Source organism: Serratia sp. X10 (genome assembly GCF_017811775.1).
GTDB lineage: Bacteria > Pseudomonadota > Gammaproteobacteria > Enterobacterales > Enterobacteriaceae > Serratia > Serratia ureilytica.
In genome coordinates this window covers 839,130-856,816 of sequence record NZ_JAEIOH010000002.1, presented here as the reverse complement: position 1 = coordinate 856,816, position 17,687 = coordinate 839,130, and the positions used below count along the sequence as shown (strand labels likewise).

At 58.3% G+C, this 17,687-nt stretch carries 19 protein-coding genes; 7 read left to right on the top strand and 12 right to left on the bottom strand.

Annotated elements, in window-relative coordinates; translation table 11 throughout:
- Positions 1-959: 959 nt before the first annotated feature.
- Entirely contained in the window at positions 960-1,718 is a 759-nt protein-coding gene (cutC, locus tag J9788_RS09480; protein ID WP_182264311.1) for a copper homeostasis protein CutC, read from the bottom strand.
- Positions 1,719-1,819: 101 nt separating this feature from the next.
- Between cutC and J9788_RS09475 the strand changes: the two genes are divergently transcribed.
- On the top strand, positions 1,820-2,968 hold the full coding sequence (locus tag J9788_RS09475; RefSeq protein ID WP_182264310.1) for a MalY/PatB family protein: 1,149 nt from the start codon (positions 1,820-1,822) through the stop codon (positions 2,966-2,968).
- Here J9788_RS09475 and J9788_RS09470 read toward each other — a convergent pair.
- The 3 genes from J9788_RS09470 to J9788_RS09460 form a co-directional block, all read right to left on the bottom strand.
- Positions 2,965-3,531: a VOC family protein gene (locus tag J9788_RS09470; protein WP_033643364.1), complete on the bottom strand. Its 567-nt coding sequence runs from the start codon at positions 3,529-3,531 to the stop codon at positions 2,965-2,967. The genes J9788_RS09475 and J9788_RS09470 overlap by 4 nt on opposite strands.
- A 41-nt stretch (positions 3,532-3,572) precedes the next feature.
- Positions 3,573-3,734 (bottom strand): hypothetical protein, encoded by a 162-nt coding sequence (locus J9788_RS09465; RefSeq protein WP_161796296.1) that lies wholly within the window; start codon positions 3,732-3,734, stop codon positions 3,573-3,575.
- A 271-nt stretch (positions 3,735-4,005) separates the two neighbouring features.
- Complete coding sequence (locus tag J9788_RS09460) at positions 4,006-4,164, bottom strand: hypothetical protein (RefSeq protein WP_182264309.1); 159 nt, start codon at positions 4,162-4,164, stop codon at positions 4,006-4,008.
- A gap of 200 nt (positions 4,165-4,364) precedes the next feature.
- Between J9788_RS09460 and argS the strand changes: the two genes are divergently transcribed.
- Positions 4,365-6,095 carry an arginine--tRNA ligase gene (argS, locus tag J9788_RS09455; RefSeq protein ID WP_182264308.1) on the top strand — a complete coding sequence of 577 codons (1,731 nt, stop codon included), beginning with the start codon at positions 4,365-4,367 and terminating at the stop codon, positions 6,093-6,095.
- Positions 6,096-6,159: 64 nt separating this feature from the next.
- Here the strand turns inward: argS and murJ are convergent, their stop codons facing one another.
- From murJ to rimJ, 4 genes are all read right to left on the bottom strand, one after another.
- The gene (gene murJ / locus J9788_RS09450) at positions 6,160-7,695 is read right to left on the bottom strand and encodes a murein biosynthesis integral membrane protein MurJ (RefSeq protein WP_182264307.1); all 1,536 of its coding nucleotides are present in this window, start codon (positions 7,693-7,695) and stop codon (positions 6,160-6,162) included.
- A gap of 106 nt (positions 7,696-7,801) precedes the next feature.
- Entirely contained in the window at positions 7,802-8,722 is a 921-nt protein-coding gene (locus J9788_RS09445) for a Gfo/Idh/MocA family protein (RefSeq protein WP_182264306.1), read from the bottom strand.
- Complete coding sequence (locus J9788_RS09440) at positions 8,715-9,359, bottom strand: YceH family protein (RefSeq protein WP_094142743.1); 645 nt, start codon at positions 9,357-9,359, stop codon at positions 8,715-8,717. The genes J9788_RS09445 and J9788_RS09440 overlap by 8 nt, the downstream gene beginning before the upstream one ends.
- A gap of 9 nt (positions 9,360-9,368) precedes the next feature.
- A complete protein-coding gene (gene rimJ, locus J9788_RS09435) occupies positions 9,369-9,953 on the bottom strand; it encodes a ribosomal protein S5-alanine N-acetyltransferase (RefSeq protein ID WP_033644290.1) in 585 nt (194 codons plus the stop codon).
- Positions 9,954-10,299: 346 nt separating this feature from the next.
- On the opposite strand from rimJ, the gene mdtH reads away from it, so the two are divergent.
- The 5 genes from mdtH (at position 10,300) to J9788_RS09410 (ending at position 14,992) form a co-directional block, all read left to right on the top strand.
- Entirely contained in the window at positions 10,300-11,505 is a 1,206-nt protein-coding gene (gene mdtH / locus J9788_RS09430) for a multidrug efflux MFS transporter MdtH (RefSeq protein ID WP_046896671.1), read from the top strand.
- A 73-nt stretch (positions 11,506-11,578) separates the two neighbouring features.
- Entirely contained in the window at positions 11,579-11,827 is a 249-nt protein-coding gene (locus tag J9788_RS09425; RefSeq protein ID WP_033643371.1) for a hypothetical protein, read from the top strand.
- A gap of 126 nt (positions 11,828-11,953) precedes the next feature.
- Positions 11,954-12,601 carry a glutaredoxin 2 gene (gene grxB, locus J9788_RS09420; RefSeq protein ID WP_182264305.1) on the top strand — a complete coding sequence of 216 codons (648 nt, stop codon included), beginning with the start codon at positions 11,954-11,956 and terminating at the stop codon, positions 12,599-12,601.
- 34 nt (positions 12,602-12,635) lie between these two features.
- The gene (locus J9788_RS09415) at positions 12,636-14,276 is read left to right on the top strand and encodes an AarF/ABC1/UbiB kinase family protein (RefSeq protein WP_182264304.1); all 1,641 of its coding nucleotides are present in this window, start codon (positions 12,636-12,638) and stop codon (positions 14,274-14,276) included.
- Positions 14,277-14,428: 152 nt separating this feature from the next.
- On the top strand, positions 14,429-14,992 hold the full coding sequence (locus J9788_RS09410; RefSeq protein WP_016927416.1) for a lipoprotein: 564 nt from the start codon (positions 14,429-14,431) through the stop codon (positions 14,990-14,992).
- A 57-nt stretch (positions 14,993-15,049) separates the two neighbouring features.
- Here J9788_RS09410 and yebF read toward each other — a convergent pair whose 3' ends face one another.
- From yebF to dbpA, 4 genes are all read right to left on the bottom strand, one after another.
- Complete coding sequence (yebF, locus tag J9788_RS09405) at positions 15,050-15,409, bottom strand: protein YebF (protein WP_182264303.1); 360 nt, start codon at positions 15,407-15,409, stop codon at positions 15,050-15,052.
- 70 nt (positions 15,410-15,479) lie between these two features.
- Positions 15,480-15,788 (bottom strand): N(4)-acetylcytidine aminohydrolase, encoded by a 309-nt coding sequence (gene yqfB, locus J9788_RS09400; RefSeq protein ID WP_004927562.1) that lies wholly within the window; start codon positions 15,786-15,788, stop codon positions 15,480-15,482.
- 39 nt (positions 15,789-15,827) lie between these two features.
- Entirely contained in the window at positions 15,828-16,151 is a 324-nt protein-coding gene (locus J9788_RS09395) for a YebG family protein (protein ID WP_182264302.1), read from the bottom strand.
- An 88-nt stretch (positions 16,152-16,239) separates the two neighbouring features.
- Positions 16,240-17,622: an ATP-dependent RNA helicase DbpA gene (dbpA, locus tag J9788_RS09390; protein WP_182264301.1), complete on the bottom strand. Its 1,383-nt coding sequence runs from the start codon at positions 17,620-17,622 to the stop codon at positions 16,240-16,242.
- Positions 17,623-17,687: the final 65 nt, after the last annotated feature.

Sequence of the window (17,687 nt, the reverse complement as noted above, 5' to 3'; positions counted from 1 at the left end):
GCCTCGAACGCCCGGCGCGTTTATTCAAAATCTAATTACCCCAATGAAAAAACACAAGCGCAAACGATGGTTTTTAGCAATTATTTTGCACGCAATCAAAATTATGTAAAACGCCAAACCCACATAAACCTGCAACATGAAGTTTTCATTCGGCTATAGGTGTGCCTATGGAATCTATCAGATGTTTTTTCTAAAAATAGCAAGCTCATTGGGTTTATTGACTAATTTATTGGATTGAATTCACAGATAAACAGATTCTAATGCTGATATACGCTTCTATATACTTTATACAGGAAAATTAATGTTTACTTAATATTATGGGCTTTTCATACTCCGAACGCACCTGACAGAACACTTCATCGATGGTTGTGGTGATGAGTACGTTTATCTGGGGGAAAAAGCCCGTGAAATATCTATACCCTTACGAATCAGCCCTGGTTCAGTCTGAGACGAACATCTCTTCATCGCCCATAAAACCATTTAGCTGACACCGCAATTAATATTAACAATTGATTTTACGAATGAACCAATGCCGTCTTGAATACAGATAATCTTGAGTATTTCGATGAGTTCCTGGCCCGTATTCGAAAACATCACCCTTCCACCGACACCGCAGGCGAATTCAAGTTTCACGAGACCAAAGCAGCGCGGATTATCATCACGGCGCAAATATTTCCCTTACAATGCGTTTTCCGAACGCCGTATGAGAACATACACGAAATGAAGCAGAGTCATATTTCGTAATGCACGGTACATGATGAATTAACCTAATCAATTCATAAACAAATCGTATAGACTCTTTACGTAATGCGCGAACTACCGTCTGGCATCAGTGTGAAATAAAAAAAGCCCCGGCAAAACGCCGGGGCCTGGTACTTGCGTGATCGCCGAAGGCTCAGCGACACGCAAAGGGGTCTTACGGCCCGGAAACCGGTTATCAAACGCGGTTAGCTGCGTGTTTATGCGCTTTGCGCCAAGGGGTCAACCAAGGCCAGCGCGTTTTTCATCGCCTCCACCATTTCGCCATCCACGCAATAATGGCTAAATTCATCAAACTCATTATCGGAACACATGGTGACCCCCGCCTTGCGGTAACGCATGGTCGATGGCACCAGATGGCCGGAAGAGCTGTGCAATTCATCCAGGCCGATATCGACAAACTTGTGCAAATTGCTCAGACGCACGCCAGCGCCCGCCATGATCACCGGGCCCTGGCTGGCCTGACGCAAATCACGCAGCAGCGGCAGGCCCAGTTCCGCGCTCTGCTGTTGACCGGAAGTCAGAATGCGCGCCACGCCCAGGTCGGTCAGTTGCTCCAGCGCCACCATCGGGTTTTGGCACATGTCGAATGCGCGATGGAAAGTGACGGCCATCCCCTCGCACAACGTCATTACCTCGCGCATGCGCGGCAGATCGATATGCCCTTCTTCGTCCAGCATGCCGACGACCACGCCGGGGAATCCCAACTCGCGGATCTGGCGGATATCCTGCTTGATCACTTCGAAATCCACCGCGCCATAACAGAAATCACCACCGCGAGGGCGTACGATCGGATGAACCGGAATCGAAACCCGTTCCCGCGCCAAACGCAGCGTGCCATAACTCGGCGTCAATCCGCCCTCGCTCTGGCTGGCGCATAACTCGATACGATCGGCGCCCGCCCGTTCGGCCGTTAGCGCGCAGTCGACGCTAAAGCAACAAACTTCCAGTTTTATCATTGTCACCCCCAGATAACGGCCAACATACGGCGGCAATTGTTCATTTCTTCATTTCTCACGTAGGCTCATGCTTAGGCATAAACCGGCTCAGGGTTGTAACTATGGCATTCAATTTTGATCAATGGGTAGACCGCAGTCACAGTGACAGCGTTAAGTGGGATAAATATCGCGACCGCGACATCATTCCGCTGTGGGTCGCCGACAGCGACTTCGCCTCCCCGCCGGCGGTCATCGAAGCCTTGCAGCGGCGCGTGGCGCACGGCGTGTTCGGCTACACGCACCCATCCCCCGATCTTCTTGAGGTTTTTACCCGCCGCATGGTAGAGCGCTACCGCTGGCACATCAAGCCTGAATGGATCCTTTTCCTGCCCGGCCTGGTGTGCGGCTTGAACCTGTGCGTACGCGCCTTCACCGAACAACATCAGAGCACGCTCGCGCCCAGCCCCATTTATCCGCCATTTCGCAAAGCGGCCAAATTCGCCGGGCGCAAGCACCTCTCGGTACCGCTGGCGGCAACAGGCCAACGTTGGGTGCTGGATTTTTCCGCGCTGCATGGGCAGCTCAGCGGCAATGAGAAGCTCCTGCTGCTGTGCAACCCGCAAAATCCCGGTGGCACCGTTTATCGTCGAGAAGAGCTGTCGCAGCACCATCAGTTCGCCCGCGAGCACGATTTAATCGTCTGTTCGGATGAAGTCCACTGCGAATTGCTGCTTGAACCCGGCGCACGGCATATTCCTTTCGCCACTCTGAACGAAGACGCGGCCCAGCGCAGCGTGACGCTGATGTCGCCGTCAAAGGCGTTTAATCTCGCCGGGCTGGGCGCCTCGATGGCGATCGTCCCTAATGAGGCGCTGCGACAAAAGCTGAAACGCGCGCGCAGCGGCATCGTGCCGGAGGTCAATCTGCTGGCGCTGGTTGCTGCCCAAGCGGCCTATCAATACGGGCAACCCTGGCTGGACGAGCAGTTGATTTATCTGCGCGCCAATCGCGATCGGGTGACAGAGCGCATCAACGCCATGCCGGGATTGAAGTTGTTGCCGATTGAAGCCACCTATTTGGCCTGGATCGACTGCGGCGCATTGCCGGTAGACAATCCGCATCAGTTCTTCGAACGCGCGGGCGTTGGATTAAGCGCCGGTTTGGATTTCGGCGATCGGCGCTTTGTACGACTGAACTTCGGTTGCCGGCGGGCGCTGCTCGATGAAGCGCTCGATCGCATGGCGCGGGCCTGCGCCACGCTGTTCGACTAGCCTTGCTCGCTGGCGACAATGTCCCGAATGGAGTAAGGATGAAACTTGATCGTGACCGTTCCATCGGTGATGGCCAGCGTCGGGTTCGGCAACCGCTCGCCCTCGCCTTTTGGCGAGCTTTGCTTCAGTTTGATCCCCGGCGCCAGCAACGCTTCATCAGCAAGATGGCTCAACGCGCGGGCGTGCAACGTCTGCGGATCGCCGCTCAGCACTAGCTCGACATGTTCCCACCCTTCATGCGGATACCGTTTCTCCCCGGGATACGGCAGCTCGACGCAATCTATCCGCCACGGCCCCACGGCCAGCGGCTGCTGTAAATCAAACAGGCAGATAGGCCGCCCGTTGATCATCGATTCGGACAATAGTGTCCCGCACTGCATCAATCCCTGGCGCCAGCGTTCGGCGGTAGCGTTCTGGTGACAGCGCAGGGAAATGTGATCGGCGGTAAACGAGGACAGGTCAAGCTGCAGTCTGGCGGCGAATTGTTGCAACGCCTGCTCGAAACGCGGCAGGTCGAGCCTCAGATCGTCAAGCTCGGCAATGGCCTGCAAGGGATTGGTCATAGAAACCTCAAAACAACGAGCGCAAAGTTAAACGCCGTAATTTACACGGTGGCGACGGCGCTCGCCAGAGTGGCGAGCTTTTTCAGCGGCAGTACAGCATAATTTTCGGTTCTGGATGGAGGACGAAAAAACCAGCGCTTATTAAGATGGCAGCTCATTAATTCGGCAACCAAGTAAAAATAGGATTTTTCGCAGACCATCATATCATTTCCTTATGACAGTAAGATTTAAGTTATTTTGCACAAAGCCCTCCTCTACCTGCGGGCTAAGTCGATTGATTTTTTTCGCTTAATCAAACCTCGCCCACTTATATAAATCACACAAAGCCAGAAGCTTAACCAATTGTAAACAAAGAGAATTCCGTACAAAAAACGATGAAAAAGTAAGGATTATCTTAATTTAATGCCGGGCAATTGATTCACCCACTCAACTCGGCTACTTTGGAGGAAATTTAAATTAGAGATGAACATTATGTTATTGCTGACGATATCCTTGGTGTTGATAATTATCGCCGTATACGCCATCTACCGTCATTTTAAATCTCGCAGCACCAATACGCTGGATTCCGGTCGCCGCAATAAAAAACGCTAGCCCCTCATTTTTTCCACCGTATATCTTCTCTCGGCTGTCCATCTTTTACCCCCACGGCAATAACGCGCGCCTCCGCAACTGTTTCATCGCTGCGGTCGCGCCAACTGCTGACGGGCTCCCTCAGATCGGTTACAATTGCAGGCTGTTTTGTGGAGGTCGCCGCCGCCCGCGCGCCGTTGGCCACCACCGTTGAATCCCTCGGGGGCTGGTTTCGGCCCCTCGTTCGTCATTAAGGTAACCCGGTGAATATTCAGGTTCTTCTTTCAGATAAAGTCAGCCAGGCGCTGATCGCCGCTGGCGCGCCAGCCGATTGCGAAGCGCAGGTCCGCCCATCCGCCAAGGCGCAGTTTGGTGATTACCAGGCCAACGGCGTGATGTCAGTCGCCAAAAAGCTGGGCATGCCGCCCCGTCAGCTGGCGGAAAAAGTGGTGCAACTGCTGGATCTCGGCGACGTCGCCAGTAAAGTGGAAATCGCCGGCCCCGGCTTTATCAATATCTTCCTGAACAGCGACTGGGTCGCCCGCCAGGCCGACCAGGTGCTGAACGCACCGAAATTGGGCATTGCGCCGGTTGAACCGCAAACCATCGTTATCGACTATTCCGCGCCGAACGTGGCGAAAGAAATGCACGTCGGCCACCTGCGCTCCACCATCATCGGCGACGCCGCCGCGCGTACTCAGGAGTTTCTGGGCCATAAAGTGATCCGCGCCAACCACGTCGGCGACTGGGGCACCCAGTTCGGCATGCTGATTGCCTACCTGGAAAAAATGCAGAATGAAAACGCCAGCGATATGGGCTTGTCCGATCTCGAGCAGTTCTACCGCGAAGCCAAGAAGCATTACGATGAAAACGCCGAGTTCGCCGAGCGCGCACGCGCTTACGTCGTGAAGCTGCAGGGCGGCGATCAATACTGCCTGAAAATGTGGCGCAAGCTGGTCGACATCACCATGGCGCAAAACCAGCTGACCTATAACCGCCTGAACGTCACGCTGACCGAAGACGACGTGATGGGCGAAAGCCTGTATAACGCGATGCTGCCGGGCATCGTCGCCGATCTGAAAGCCAAAGGGCTGGCGGTGGAAAGCGAAGGCGCCACCGTGGTGTTCCTCGACGAATACCAGAACAAGGACGGCGACCCGATGGGCGTCATCATCCAGAAAAAGGATGGCGGCTACCTCTACACCACCACCGATATCGCCTGCGCCAAGTATCGCTACGAGACCCTGGGTGCCAATCGCGTGCTGTATTACATCGATTCCCGCCAGCATCAGCACCTGATGCAGGCCTGGACCATCGTGCGCAAAGCCGGTTATGTGCCGGAGTCCGTCTCGCTGGAACATCACATGTTCGGCATGATGCTGGGCAAAGACGGCAAGCCGTTCAAAACCCGCTCAGGCGGCACCGTGAAGCTCTCCGATCTGCTGGATGAAGCCATCGAACGCGCCGAACAGCTGATCGCCGGCAAAAATCCGGACATGCCGGAAGACGAAATGAAGGCCATCGCTCGCGTGGTCGGTATCGGCGCGGTGAAATACGCCGATCTGTCGAAAAGCCGCACCACCGACTATGTTTTCGACTGGGATAACATGCTGGCCTTCGAAGGCAATACCGCGCCTTATATGCAATACGCCTATACCCGTGTGGCCTCGGTATTCAAACGCGCCGGAATTGACGAAAGCAGCCTGACGCTGCCGCTGACCCTGACCGAAGAGCGTGAAATTGCGCTGGCCACTCGCCTGCTGCAGTTCGAAGAGGTGCTCACCGCCGTCGCGCGTGAAGGCACGCCGCACGTCATGTGCAGCTACCTGTACGATCTGGCCGGCTTGTTCTCCGGCTTCTACGAGCACTGCCAGATCCTCAACGCCGACAGCGAAGAAGCCCGTCAGAGCCGCCTGAAGCTGGCGCTGCTGACCGCCAAAACGCTGAAAACCGGCCTGGATACGCTGGGCATCGAAACCGTCGAGCGCATGTAAACCGCGCCGCGCGGAAAAGCAAAAAGGTCGCCGTGGCGACCTTTTTTTTACGCTTTCACTCGGCTCAGACGACCCGGCGCGCGAAATCACGCGGGCGGAAACCCAACCCGGCCAGCACGCCGAAGTAGGCTACCACACCGGCCACCACCACCGCCGCCAGGCGCAGCAAACGCTCCAGCATGTTGCCCTGATCCCAGGCCGGCATCAGCCACATCGCGCCAATCAATACCGCCGACATCACCAGCACCGCGATGACCAGCTTGGTGAGGAACAGCGCCCAACCCGGCTGTGGCTGGAAGATTTTCTGCTTGCGCAGCTGCCAATACAGCAGCGCGGCGTTCAGGCAGGCCGCCAAACCGATCGACAGCGCCAGGCCGGCATGCTTCAGCGGACCGATAAACGCCAGGTTCATCACCTGCGTCATGATCAGCGTAATGATGGCGATCTTGACCGGCGTTTTGATGTCCTGGCGCGAATAAAAGCCCGGCGCCAGCACCTTAACCACGATAAGCCCCATCAGCCCCACCGAGTAAGCCACCAGCGCGCGTTGCGTCATCGCCGCGTCAAAGGCGCTGAACTTGCCGTACTGGAACAGCGAGACGGTCAACGGTTTGGCCAAAATACCCAGCGCGATGGCGCTCGGCAGCGCCAGCAGAAAGCACAGGCGCAGCCCCCAATCCATCAGGCGCGAATATTCGTCGTGGTTGCCGCTCGAGAAGCTTTTGGCCAGCGACGGCAGCAGGATGGTGCCCAATGCCACGCCCAGCACGCCGGAAGGAAACTCCATCAGGCGGTCGGCATAGTACATCCAGGACACCGAGCCGGACACCAGGAACGATGCGAAGATCGTGTTGATGATCAGCGAGATTTGGCTGACCGACACCCCAAGGATCGCCGGCCCCATCTGGCGCATCACCCGCCAGACCCCGGCGTCGCCCAATTTGATGCGCGGCAGCACCAGCATGCCGATCTTGCGCAGGTGCGGCAGCTGATAGCCCAGTTGCAGCACGCCGCCGACCACCACCGCCCACGCCAGCGCCAGCACCGGCGGGTGGAAATACGGCGCGGCGAACAGCGCGAAGCCAATCATGCTGACGTTAAGCAGCGTTGGCGCAAAGGCCGGGATCGAGAAACGGTTCCAGGTATTGAGGATCGCCCCCACCAGCGAGGCCAGCGAAATCAATAGAATATAGGGGAAGGTAATGCGCAGCAGCGCCGACGTCAGCGCAAACTTGTCGGGCGTATCGGTAAAGCCCGGCGCAGTGATATAGATCACCCAGGGCGCGGCCAGCATCCCCAGCACCGTCACCACCGCCAGCACCAACGTCAACAGCCCGGAGACATAGGCGATAAAGGTGCGCGTCGCTTCCTCGCCCTGCTGGCTCTTATATTCCGCCAGGATCGGCACGAAAGCCTGCGAAAATGCGCCTTCGGCAAAGATACGACGCAGCAGGTTAGGAAGTTTGAACGCCACGAAGAAGGCGTCCGTTGCCATGCCGGCCCCGAACACGCGCGCGACGATCGCATCGCGGGCAAAGCCCAACACCCGCGAAAACATCGTCATCGAGCTGACAGCAGCCAAGGATTTGAGTAGGTTCATGTGGTTGTCTGATAGGTACCGTAAATATCAACGCCTGCAACAGCAGGCGTCAGTGAAACAATCGGCTCAGTTTACGCATCCGGAAAAGAATAGCTACCGCCATATGTTACATAGAGTTATCGCGTAATAAACGCTCGACCAACCGCTGGGCCACCAGCGCCTGCTCGCCGCCGGTTTCCGGCGCGCTCTGATTGGCGACGGCGCTGAGGAAATGCCGCACCGCCCCGTCGAAACCGCGTTGCACCAGCGTGCTTTGCCACCCCGGCACCGGCTGCTCCAGCTCGCCCTGCACATCTTCACGCAGCCAGTGACGCATATCTGTCAACTGATACAACGCGCCGTCGGTCACCGCCTGCACGCTTTCGCGCTGGCTGCCGCCGCGGCGATGCATGCTGGTCGTCACCTGCGTGTCTCCGCAGGCGAAGTGGTGTTCGGCATACAGCATTTCGCCTGCGGCGTTAACGCGCAAGCTGCCGCTCAGCAGTTGCTCACGCCCGCCAGCCAGCCACAGAGCAGTATCCACCACATGCAGGTAATCATCCAACAGGGTAAAACGCAGGTCTTGAGGGCCGACGCTGTCCGCCCGGTGTTTATCCATGCGAATGGAAGCAGGATGGTTCATTTGCTGCTTGAGCTGCTGATAAAGCGGCGCGAAACGGCGGTTGAATCCCACCATCAGCGTTTTGCCCCGCCGCTCGGCCAGCTCGAGCAACTGCTCGCCCTGCTCCAGCGTTTCCGCCAACGGCTTATCGACGTAAACATGCACGCCACGGTTGAGCAGCTCGCCAATCACCGAAAAATGGCTGGCGGTGCTGCTGTGGACAAAGACCGCGTCGCACTGTTCGGCCAGGCTGTCCAGACGAGGGAAACAGGCCATGCGATAGCTGTCACATATCGGCTGCGCCTTTTGTTGATTGGGAGAAAAGCCGCCCACCAGCGTCCAGTCCGCCGCCTGCCCAAGGATCGGCAGATACGCTTTCTGCGCGATGCCGCCCAATCCCACTACACCCACACGCAATTTAGTCATTCGTCTCTCTCGCCAACAGTTGCTGCATTTGCCGTTTCAACTCCGCCACTTCAGTTTCCAGCGCGCTGACCCTGGCGCTCAATTCGTCGTCGGCCTCCGGCTCGAGCGCCGGCGGCGCCTCATCAACCTGACCGCTGAACAGATGCATGAAGCGACTTTCGCGCTTGCCGGGCTCACGCGCCAGGCGCACCACAAACGGGCCATCTTCCCGGGTGGCCAGCTGCTGCAGCACCTGTTCAACCTCGCTGACATCGCTAAACTCGTGCATTCGGTTGGTGCGCGTGCGCAACTCGCCCGGCGTTTGCGCGCCGCGCAGCAGTAAGGTGGCGATCACCGCCAGTTCGGCGGGAGAGAGCTTCAGCTGGCCAAATTCGGAATTGCAAAACCGCTGCTCGTATTTCACAACCCGATTGCCGAACCCGCTGAGGGTGCGCAGGAAATGTTTGCGCAGCAACAGATCGAGGAGTTGCTGCACCTCGCTTTCGCTCAGATCCATCACCGGCTCGCGGTTGGTCTTTTGATTACAGGCCAGGGTAATGGCGTTAAGCGAAAGCGGGTATTGGTCCGGCGTCGTCACCTGTTTTTCCAACAGGCAGCCGATGACCCGGGCCTCTTTGGCGTTCAATTCATATTTCATCGTTTGGCCTCAACGTGGGGGTAGCCACTCTTTATTGGTGTATGCCGTCAAAACGTGGTCTTGCCACTTGCCGTCGATCAGCAGGTAATCTTTGGCGTAACCTTCGCGTTCGAATCCCAGACGCGTCAGCAATGCGCCGCTGCGCTGGTTATGTGGCATATAGTTGGCCATGATGCGGTGCATGCGCTGTTGGCGCAGCATATAGCGGATGGCGGACTGCAAGGCTTCGAACATCAACCCCTGCCCCTGCCATTTCTCCCCCAGCGAATAACCGAGGAAACAGGCGTGAAACGAACCGCGCAACACGTTGCTGAAGTTCGCCACGCCGCGGACTTCCTGCTCTTCCGGATCGAGCAGGATAAAATAGTAGGCGCTGCCCTGCTTTTGCATTTCAGCGATCATCCCCAGGCGCGCCTGCCAGCCGGACGGATAACAATGGCTTTCATCGCGCACCGGCTCCCAGGGTTTGAGAAAGGTCCGGTTCTCGGCATAATAGTCCGCCAGACGATAGGCGTCCCGTTCATGCACTAAACGGACCACCATCCGGTCGGTAGTAAGACGTACTTTTGGCGATGCAGAGCGGTAGCCGAACATCATTTCCCCCGCGGTCAAAACGGTTCGATAAGAAGTATTTATTAGGAAGCGTCGTGGATAATTATCCGACGCCGATCTGAGGCCATGACTTTATGTTGCCAATAGCGCCTCAGAACCGCGCTCCCTTGCATTCAATATAACCGTAGGCCGCCCCCGAGGTAAAATACCGGCCGCTCAGTAAATCGCCGAATACGCGTTTTACCGCGTTTTTCCGCCAATTTTGCAGTTCAGGTAACACCTTGACGATAAAAAAATATTATCTACTCCGCCACTGTCGCCGTCCGGCAATTGGGTAGAGAATGGTGGGGTTGCCTTCCCCCTCTCTCTTAACTGCTCATGGTGATGCATGTCTCTGGTGTCGCAAGCGCGCAGCTTGGGTAAATATTTTCTATTGCTCGACAACCTGCTGGTGGTTTTAGGCTTCTTTGTCGTGTTCCCGCTTATTTCGATCCGCTTCGTCGATCAGCTGGGATGGGCGGCGCTGATCGTCGGCATCGCGCTGGGTTTGCGTCAGTTGCTGCAACAAGGGCTCGGCATCTTTGGCGGCGCGGTCGCCGATCGCTTTGGCGCCAAGCCGATGATCGTCACCGGCATGCTGCTGCGCGCCGCCGGTTTCGCCACCATGGCGATGGCCGATGCGCCGTGGATCCTGTGGTTCTCCTGCGCGCTGTCCGCCCTCGGCGGCACGCTGTTCGATCCGCCGCGCACCGCTTTGGTGATCAAACTGACCCGGCCGCACGAACGCGGCCGCTTTTTCTCGCTGCTGATGATGCAGGACAGCGCCGGTGCGGTAGTCGGCGCGCTGATCGGCAGTTGGCTGCTGCAATACGATTTCCACTTTGTCTGCTGGGTCGGGGCGGCGATCTTCGTGTTGGCCGCCGGCTGGAACGCCTGGTTACTGCCGGCTTATCGCATCTCCACCGTGCGCGTGCCGATGAAAGAAGGCATGTTGCGGGTCGTGCGCGATCGCCGCTTCCTCACCTATGTCCTGACGCTGACCGGCTACTATATGCTGGCGGTACAGGTGATGCTGATGCTGCCGATCGTGGTCAATGAAATTGCTGGCTCACCGGCGGCGGTGAAATGGATGTACGCGATCGAAGCGGCGCTGTCGCTGTCGCTGCTCTATCCGCTGGCGCGTTGGGGTGAAAAACATTTTCGGCTTGAACAACGCCTGATGGCGGGCCTGCTGCTGATGACGCTCAGCCTGCTGCCGATCGGCCTTGCCAGCAGCCTGCAAGGCGTGTTCACGCTGATCTGCAGTTTCTATCTGGGCTCGATCATCGCCGAGCCGGCGCGCGAAACGCTCAGCGCGTCGCTGGCCGATCCGCGGGCGCGCGGCAGCTACATGGGCTTCAGCCGCCTCGGGCTGGCGTTGGGCGGTGCGTTGGGATATACCGGCGGCGGCTGGATGTACGATACCGGGCGGATGATGAACATGCCGGAGCTGCCCTGGCTGCTGCTCGGCGCCGTAGGCTTCGCCACGCTGCTGGCGCTGTACTGGCAATTCAGCCCGCGGCGCAACGCGTCGGTGATACTGCGCGGCGGCTAACGCCATAGAAATCCGGCCGAATCGGCAACAGCTGCTATCCTGTTAGTAAAAACACCCACAGGAGCCCGTCGGCATGAGCGAAGAAGCCAAATTACCGCAACTACTCGAACATATGATACTGAACTTGCGCATGATTTATGCGCGCTCTACTCTGGTGGAAAAGGCGCTGGCGCATATCCTCGCCAGCGACGCCGGCCTGAAAAACGATATTATCAAACAGCTGCAGGTCGTCACCGCTGCCAACGAACGCGATCAGATCGATTTGGAACAAGCCCGCATTCACCTGATCGATGTGCTCAACTCGGTACCGGTCAAGAAATAGCCCCCTCGCCCGCGCCTGTTGCGCGGGCAATATCGCAATAACGCACCATCCAACACACGCGTTTCAAGACAGCCTCGATAAGCTGTGGTAACTATTGCTGTTAAAACCTGACAACCCGGAGCAAGCATGAAACTGTTCATTTACGATCATTGCCCATTCTGCGTTAAAGCCCGCATGATTTTCGGCCTGAAACATCTGCCGATTCGCCTGGTCACGCTGCTCAACGACGATGAGACGACCCCGTTCAATCTGATCGGCAAAAAAATGGTGCCGATCCTGATCAAAGACGACGGCGAAGCGATGCCGGAAAGCCTGGATATCGTGCGCTATGTCGATGGCCTGGACGGCAAACCGGTGCTGACCGGCCGCACCAACCCGGCCATCGCCGAGTGGTTGCGCCGGGTCGACAGTTACGCGGCCAAATTGCTGTTGCCGCGTATTGCGCATGCCGATTTCGAAGAATTTGCCACCGAAAGCGCCCGCCGTTACTTTATCGATAAAAAGCAGGCGTCAATCGGTGATTTCGCCGAGCATCTCGCCAACAGCGCCGATCTGATCGCCGAACTGGAGGCCGACCTGCAAACGCTGTCATCGCTGATCGTCTCCGCCGACGCCGTGAACGGCGAGCTTTCTGAGGACGATATTCATCTGTTCCCGCTGCTGCGCTCATTGTCGATCGTCGCCGGGGTTGCCCTGCCGGACAACGTGGAAGCCTACCGCAACCGCATGGCGCTGCGCTGCGAAGTGCCGTTGCTGCTGGATATGGAACAATAACGTTCGACTGTCACAAAAAGGATATGGCGTACTGATGCTGAAAATGGTGCTCGCCACCGCTCGCGATCGGGCGCGGCTGAAGGAAATTACTTCCGTTCTAATTCGTTATGGTTTGCAAGACGTTCTGCGCCTGCTGGGCCTGGGGGCGTTGCTGCGTGGCGCCCGCGGTGAGCCCGCTCGGCAGGACGCGCAGCCCCTTCCTCAGCGGCTGCGCGAAGCGCTCGAGGCGCTCGGCCCAACCTTCGTCAAATTCGGCCAGATCCTGGCCACGCGTTCTGACCTGTTGGATCCGGCCTGGACCGACGAACTGGATCGCCTGCACAGCCAGGCGGCGGTGTTGCCATGGGAAATGCTGGCGCCGCAGATCGTTGCCGATCTCGGCGCTGATCCCGAGCAGCTGTTTGCCGAATTCGATCGCACACCGCTGGCCGCGGCGTCGATGGCGCAAATTTACCGCGCACGCCTGCACAGCGGCGAACAGGTGGTGGTGAAAGTGCTGCGCCCCGGCCTGGCAAAAACCATTCACGCCGATCTGCGGCTGCTGGCCTCGCTGGCGGAAACCGTGGAGCAGCAGAGTCAGGCGCTGGCGCGCTATCGACCACGGCAGATGGTCAGAGCGCTGGCGACGGCGCTCAATCATGAACTGGATTTGACCCATGAAGGGCATAACTGCGATCGCGTCGCCGGCATGTTTGCGCATGAACCTGACGTGGTCGTGCCGAAAATCTATTGGCAATGGTCTTCCCCGCGTCTGTTAGTGCAGGAATACTTGCCCGGCACCGCGCCGGAGAACCCCCGGCAGTTGGCGGAAGCGGGATTTGACGGCCCGCTGCTGGCGCGGCGCGGCGCCCGCGCCTTTATGAGCATGGTGCTGGAGCACCGGCTGTATCACGCCGATCCGCACCCCGGCAACGTGATGGCGCTGAGCGGCGATCGCGTCGGCTTCATCGACTTCGGCATGGTGGGTCAGTTGTCCGAACGGCGGCGCAACCAGTTGCTCCTGCTGCTGCAGGCCATCGCCGATCGTCAGTCCGAAGGCATCGTCAACACGCTGATCGCCTGGTCGGACAGCGAACCGCTGGATCTGATGGACCTGGAGCTGGCGGCGCAAAACTTTCTCGACAAACAGGCCGCCGCCACCCTGACGCTCGGCAAAGCCCTCACTGACCTGTTGGTGATGGCGCGTGAGCACCAGCTGGCGCTGCCGCCGGATCTGGTGCTGCTGTTCAAGGCCTTAATCACCGCCGACGGCGTGCTGCACCGGCTGGATCCGGCCTTTGACATCGTCGCCACGCTCAAACCGATGCTGCAACAAACGGTGCTGCAACGTTATGCCCCTGACGCCGTGCGCCAACGGCTCTTGGCCCTGGGCGGGGAAGCGCTCGACGCCGGAGAGGAGCTGCCGCAAACCCTGCGGCTGTTGGTGCGCCGCCTGAAACGCGGGCAGCTCAATGCCGACATTAACGTCAAGAACCTCGGTCAGTTGAGCAAAGCGCTGGAGCGCAGCGCCGTCACCCTGGCCATCGCCATCGTCACCGCCGCTTTTGCCCTGGGGTTGGCACCTTATCTGATGCATTCGTCGCTGCGGCTGTGGGGCATTCCGCTGTTCCCGCTGTTGGGAGGCGCAGCCTGCCTGGCCGGCGTGATCCTCTTGGCGCTGCGATTACGGCGCTGACGCTTTCGGCGTTATCCGATAGGTCTCGCCCTGTTTTACGCGCACTATTCCCGCCATACCGCCGCCTGCCGTTTTCACGCGCAGGCGGAGCGTTTATAATGATTAATCAATTATCTGCAGCACTTTTCGCCAGCAGTCGCAATGAGGCATTAATGAAGAAGATCCTGATGGGCGCAGCCGCCCTGCTGTTCGCCGGCGTATTGGCCGGTTGCAATCAACTGACCCAGTACACCCTGAGCGAGCAGGAAGTGAATGATTACCTGCAGAAACATAACGACTATCAGAAGCAGATCGGCGTGCCCGGCCTGCTGGACGCCAACATCGTGCTGACTCAGTTGCAAAGCCAGATCGGCCGCAGCGAACCGGGTAAAGTCACCCTTTCCGGCGACGCCAAGGTCAACATCACGTCGATTCTCGGCCCGCAGACCGCGGATCTGAAGCTGACGCTGAAGGCGCAGCCGGTTTATGACCGGGCGCAGGGCGCCATTTTCCTGAAGGACATGGAGCTGACCGATTACAGCGTGCAGCCGGAAAAAATGCAGACGGTGATGAAAGCGCTGACGCCGTATCTGAACCAGTCGCTGAAATCCTACTTCGACCAAAAGCCGGCTTATGTGCTGAATCCTGACAACAGCAAAACCGAAGCGCTGGCGAAAAAACTGGCGAAAGGGTTGGAAGTGAAACCGGGTGAATTGGTGATCCCGTTCAGCGACTGACGCCGCCTGAGAACATCAAGCCCGCCGCTCGGCGGGCTTTTTATTGCCGGGAAAGCGTTACTGTGGGGCGCTGTAGGCGATTTCGCCGGTGTTGCAGTTGAGCGTCACGTTGTAGGTTTTATCTGCCTTGGTGCCACGCACCGTCAACGGCACCTGCCATACCTGATCCTTGCCGCTGATGGCATCCGGGCTAACCCAGGCAATCGGCGTTGCGGTACCCAGCAGCTTTTTGTCCGACTCCCAGCGCGTAATGCGGTTCTGCAAGAAGTCGCGCTTGACCTGGGCGGCGATATCCGCCGGCTGCAGGCCCGCACACTGCCCCACCTTGGCGGCGCGCTGTTCGTGATCCTGCGCCCACAACGCCGTCGATGCTCCCATCATGGCCAACAAGGCGATAGCCAAACCCGTTTTTTTCATATGTCCTCCCGTTGTGATTAGCGCTATCCGGGCGCCCATCCCTGGCTCACAACAGGGCTTCGGCAAAGGGTTACCGTTTGACGAACTCAATGACAAACAGCGCATCCAGGCCCGGATAGATTTCCTTGATCACCTGCTTCAGTTCGCCGAGCGACATGTTCTCCTGCTGTGCGTGGCGTTCCGTCAGCGCATCCAGGCGCACCGGCGTTACCGACAGCACTTCGATAAAGCAGAAAAATACGCCGTCCTCATTGCGGCTGACGCGCAATACCTCGCCCGGTTCAAAATGCGATTCACTGGCATCCCGAATGGTGATGGTTTTACGCCCGGCCAGAATGTCTTGCTCAAAGCGGCTGAAGAAAGTTATTTCACGGCTCATTTTAGATCCTTTTTCATCACAACACCGCAACATAAGTCATTATGCCGCCTGCTTTTCTGACGCAGATCCCTCTTTTGGGGTAGAGGCCGTTTTTTTCGCTTTGCTTTCCGCCGGTTTCTTGAGGGTTTCCGCCGGCGATGCGCCGCGCAGAATCAGACCCAGCGCATCCTTGTTTTCCGCCAGGAAGAAGCTCAGCCCTTCGCGCTGTTCGTCATCCAGGTTCAGCGGCGCCTGCTGCAGCCACTCCCCAAGGTTGTCCGCCAGATCCAGCATTTTGTCGTAGGCGTCGGCTTCTTTCTTGCTCGCGAAAGTCATTTTTTCCTCACCGTTTCTCACCACCACATATTTAACTTCAACCGCCATGCGTGCGTCCTCAAATACTCAAATTACTGTGATTATATACAGTATAAATAGATCGTGGCGGGAAGGCAAACCGCCGCCCGCCTGCGGCTTATTTCAGCAGCCGCACCTTGCAGCTTTTGCCTTTGATTTTGCCCTGCTGCAACTGTTGCAGCGCCTTGCGCGCGCTGGCTTTGCGGATCGCGACATAGGCATGCACCGGGAACATATCGATCTTGCCCACTTCCGCCGCCGTCAGCCCGGCATCACCGGTCAGCGCCCCGAGAATATCGCCGGGACGGATCTTCGCCTTGCGGCCGCCGTCGATACACAGCGTCACCATTTCCGCCTCCAGCGAGCCGTTGGCCGCCCCGCTCAGCTCGGACACCGGCGACCAGTCGACGCTCATCTGCAGATAGTCTTCAATCGCGTGCGCACGCGCCATTTCCTGCGGCGTGCACAGGCTGATCGCCAACCCGCTCATGCCGGCGCGACCGGTACGGCCAATACGGTGCACATGCACTTCGGGATCGAACGCCAGCTCGTAGTTGACCACCAGCTCCAGCTCTTTAATATCCAGCCCGCGTGCGGCGACGTCGGTCGCCACCAATACCCGGCAACTGCGGTTGGCGAAACGCACCAACACCTGGTCGCGGTCGCGCTGTTCCAGATCGCCATGCAGCGCCAGCGCGCTGATGCCGCGGGCCTCCAGGGCCTCAAGCACCGTCTGACAGTCGCGTTTGGTATTGCAGAACACCACGCAGGACGCGGGTTGATGATAGCGAATGGCCGACACCAGCAGCGCCGGGCGCTGATCGCGCGTGGTCTCATAAAAGCGTTGTTCGATGGAGGTCTGCGCTTCGCCATCGTCCACCTCGACGCTCAGCGGCTGGCGTTGCACGCGCGCGCTGATGCGCTCGATGCCTGCCGGGTACGTGGCGGAAAACAGCAGCGTCTGACGTTGCGGCGGCGTATAGCTGATCACATCGTCGATGTCGTCGGCGAACCCCATGTCCAGCATGCGATCGGCCTCATCCAGCACCAGCACCTTCAGCTCGTCCAGCTGCAGCGTTTTCTTGCGCAGGTGTTCCTGGATACGGCCCGGCGTCCCCACCACGATGTGCGGCGCATGCACCAGCGAATCGAGCTGCGGCCCCATCGGCTGGCCGCCGCACAGCGTCAGGATCTTGATGTTTTGCGTAAAACGCGCCAGGCGACGCAGCTCTTTGCTCACCTGATCGGCCAGCTCGCGGGTGGGACAGAGCACCAGCGCCTGCGTGGCGACCTGACCGACGACGATACGGTTCAGCAGACCAATGCCGAAGGCCGCCGTTTTACCGCTGCCGGTTTTCGCCTTGGCGCGCACGTCCCGCCCTTGCAGGATGGCGGGCAATGCGGCGGCCTGTACCGGCGTCATTTCGGCGTACCCCAGTTCGTTGAGGTTGGCCAACTGTTCGGCTGGCAGCGGCAGGGAAGAAAAAGAAACTGTGCTCACGGCGATAACTCTTATATGACGAATGGAATGGCGGCGCGCCCGCAGGTAAGCGCCGAATCAGCGGT

Coding starts and splice junctions, on each gene's coding strand:
- J9788_RS09410 (WP_016927416.1), top strand. CDS start 14,429: ATGAAGAAGATCCTGATGGGCGCAGCCGCCCTGCTGTTCGCCGGCGTA.
- mdtH (WP_046896671.1), top strand. CDS start 10,300: ATGTCTCTGGTGTCGCAAGCGCGCAGCTTGGGTAAATATTTTCTATTG.
- J9788_RS09445 (WP_182264306.1), bottom strand. CDS start 8,722: ATGACTAAATTGCGTGTGGGTGTAGTGGGATTGGGCGGCATCGCGCAG.
- rimJ (WP_033644290.1), bottom strand. CDS start 9,953: ATGTTCGGCTACCGCTCTGCATCGCCAAAAGTACGTCTTACTACCGAC.
- J9788_RS09395 (WP_182264302.1), bottom strand. CDS start 16,151: ATGGCGGTTGAAGTTAAATATGTGGTGGTGAGAAACGGTGAGGAAAAA.
- grxB (WP_182264305.1), top strand. CDS start 11,954: ATGAAACTGTTCATTTACGATCATTGCCCATTCTGCGTTAAAGCCCGC.
- J9788_RS09440 (WP_094142743.1), bottom strand. CDS start 9,359: ATGAAATATGAATTGAACGCCAAAGAGGCCCGGGTCATCGGCTGCCTG.
- J9788_RS09425 (WP_033643371.1), top strand. CDS start 11,579: ATGAGCGAAGAAGCCAAATTACCGCAACTACTCGAACATATGATACTG.
- yebF (WP_182264303.1), bottom strand. CDS start 15,409: ATGAAAAAAACGGGTTTGGCTATCGCCTTGTTGGCCATGATGGGAGCA.
- yqfB (WP_004927562.1), bottom strand. CDS start 15,788: ATGAGCCGTGAAATAACTTTCTTCAGCCGCTTTGAGCAAGACATTCTG.
- J9788_RS09460 (WP_182264309.1), bottom strand. CDS start 4,164: ATGGACAGCCGAGAGAAGATATACGGTGGAAAAAATGAGGGGCTAGCG.
- J9788_RS09475 (WP_182264310.1), top strand. CDS start 1,820: ATGGCATTCAATTTTGATCAATGGGTAGACCGCAGTCACAGTGACAGC.
- murJ (WP_182264307.1), bottom strand. CDS start 7,695: ATGAACCTACTCAAATCCTTGGCTGCTGTCAGCTCGATGACGATGTTT.
- J9788_RS09470 (WP_033643364.1), bottom strand. CDS start 3,531: ATGACCAATCCCTTGCAGGCCATTGCCGAGCTTGACGATCTGAGGCTC.
- J9788_RS09465 (WP_161796296.1), bottom strand. CDS start 3,734: ATGATGGTCTGCGAAAAATCCTATTTTTACTTGGTTGCCGAATTAATG.
- J9788_RS09415 (WP_182264304.1), top strand. CDS start 12,636: ATGCTGAAAATGGTGCTCGCCACCGCTCGCGATCGGGCGCGGCTGAAG.
- cutC (WP_182264311.1), bottom strand. CDS start 1,718: ATGATAAAACTGGAAGTTTGTTGCTTTAGCGTCGACTGCGCGCTAACG.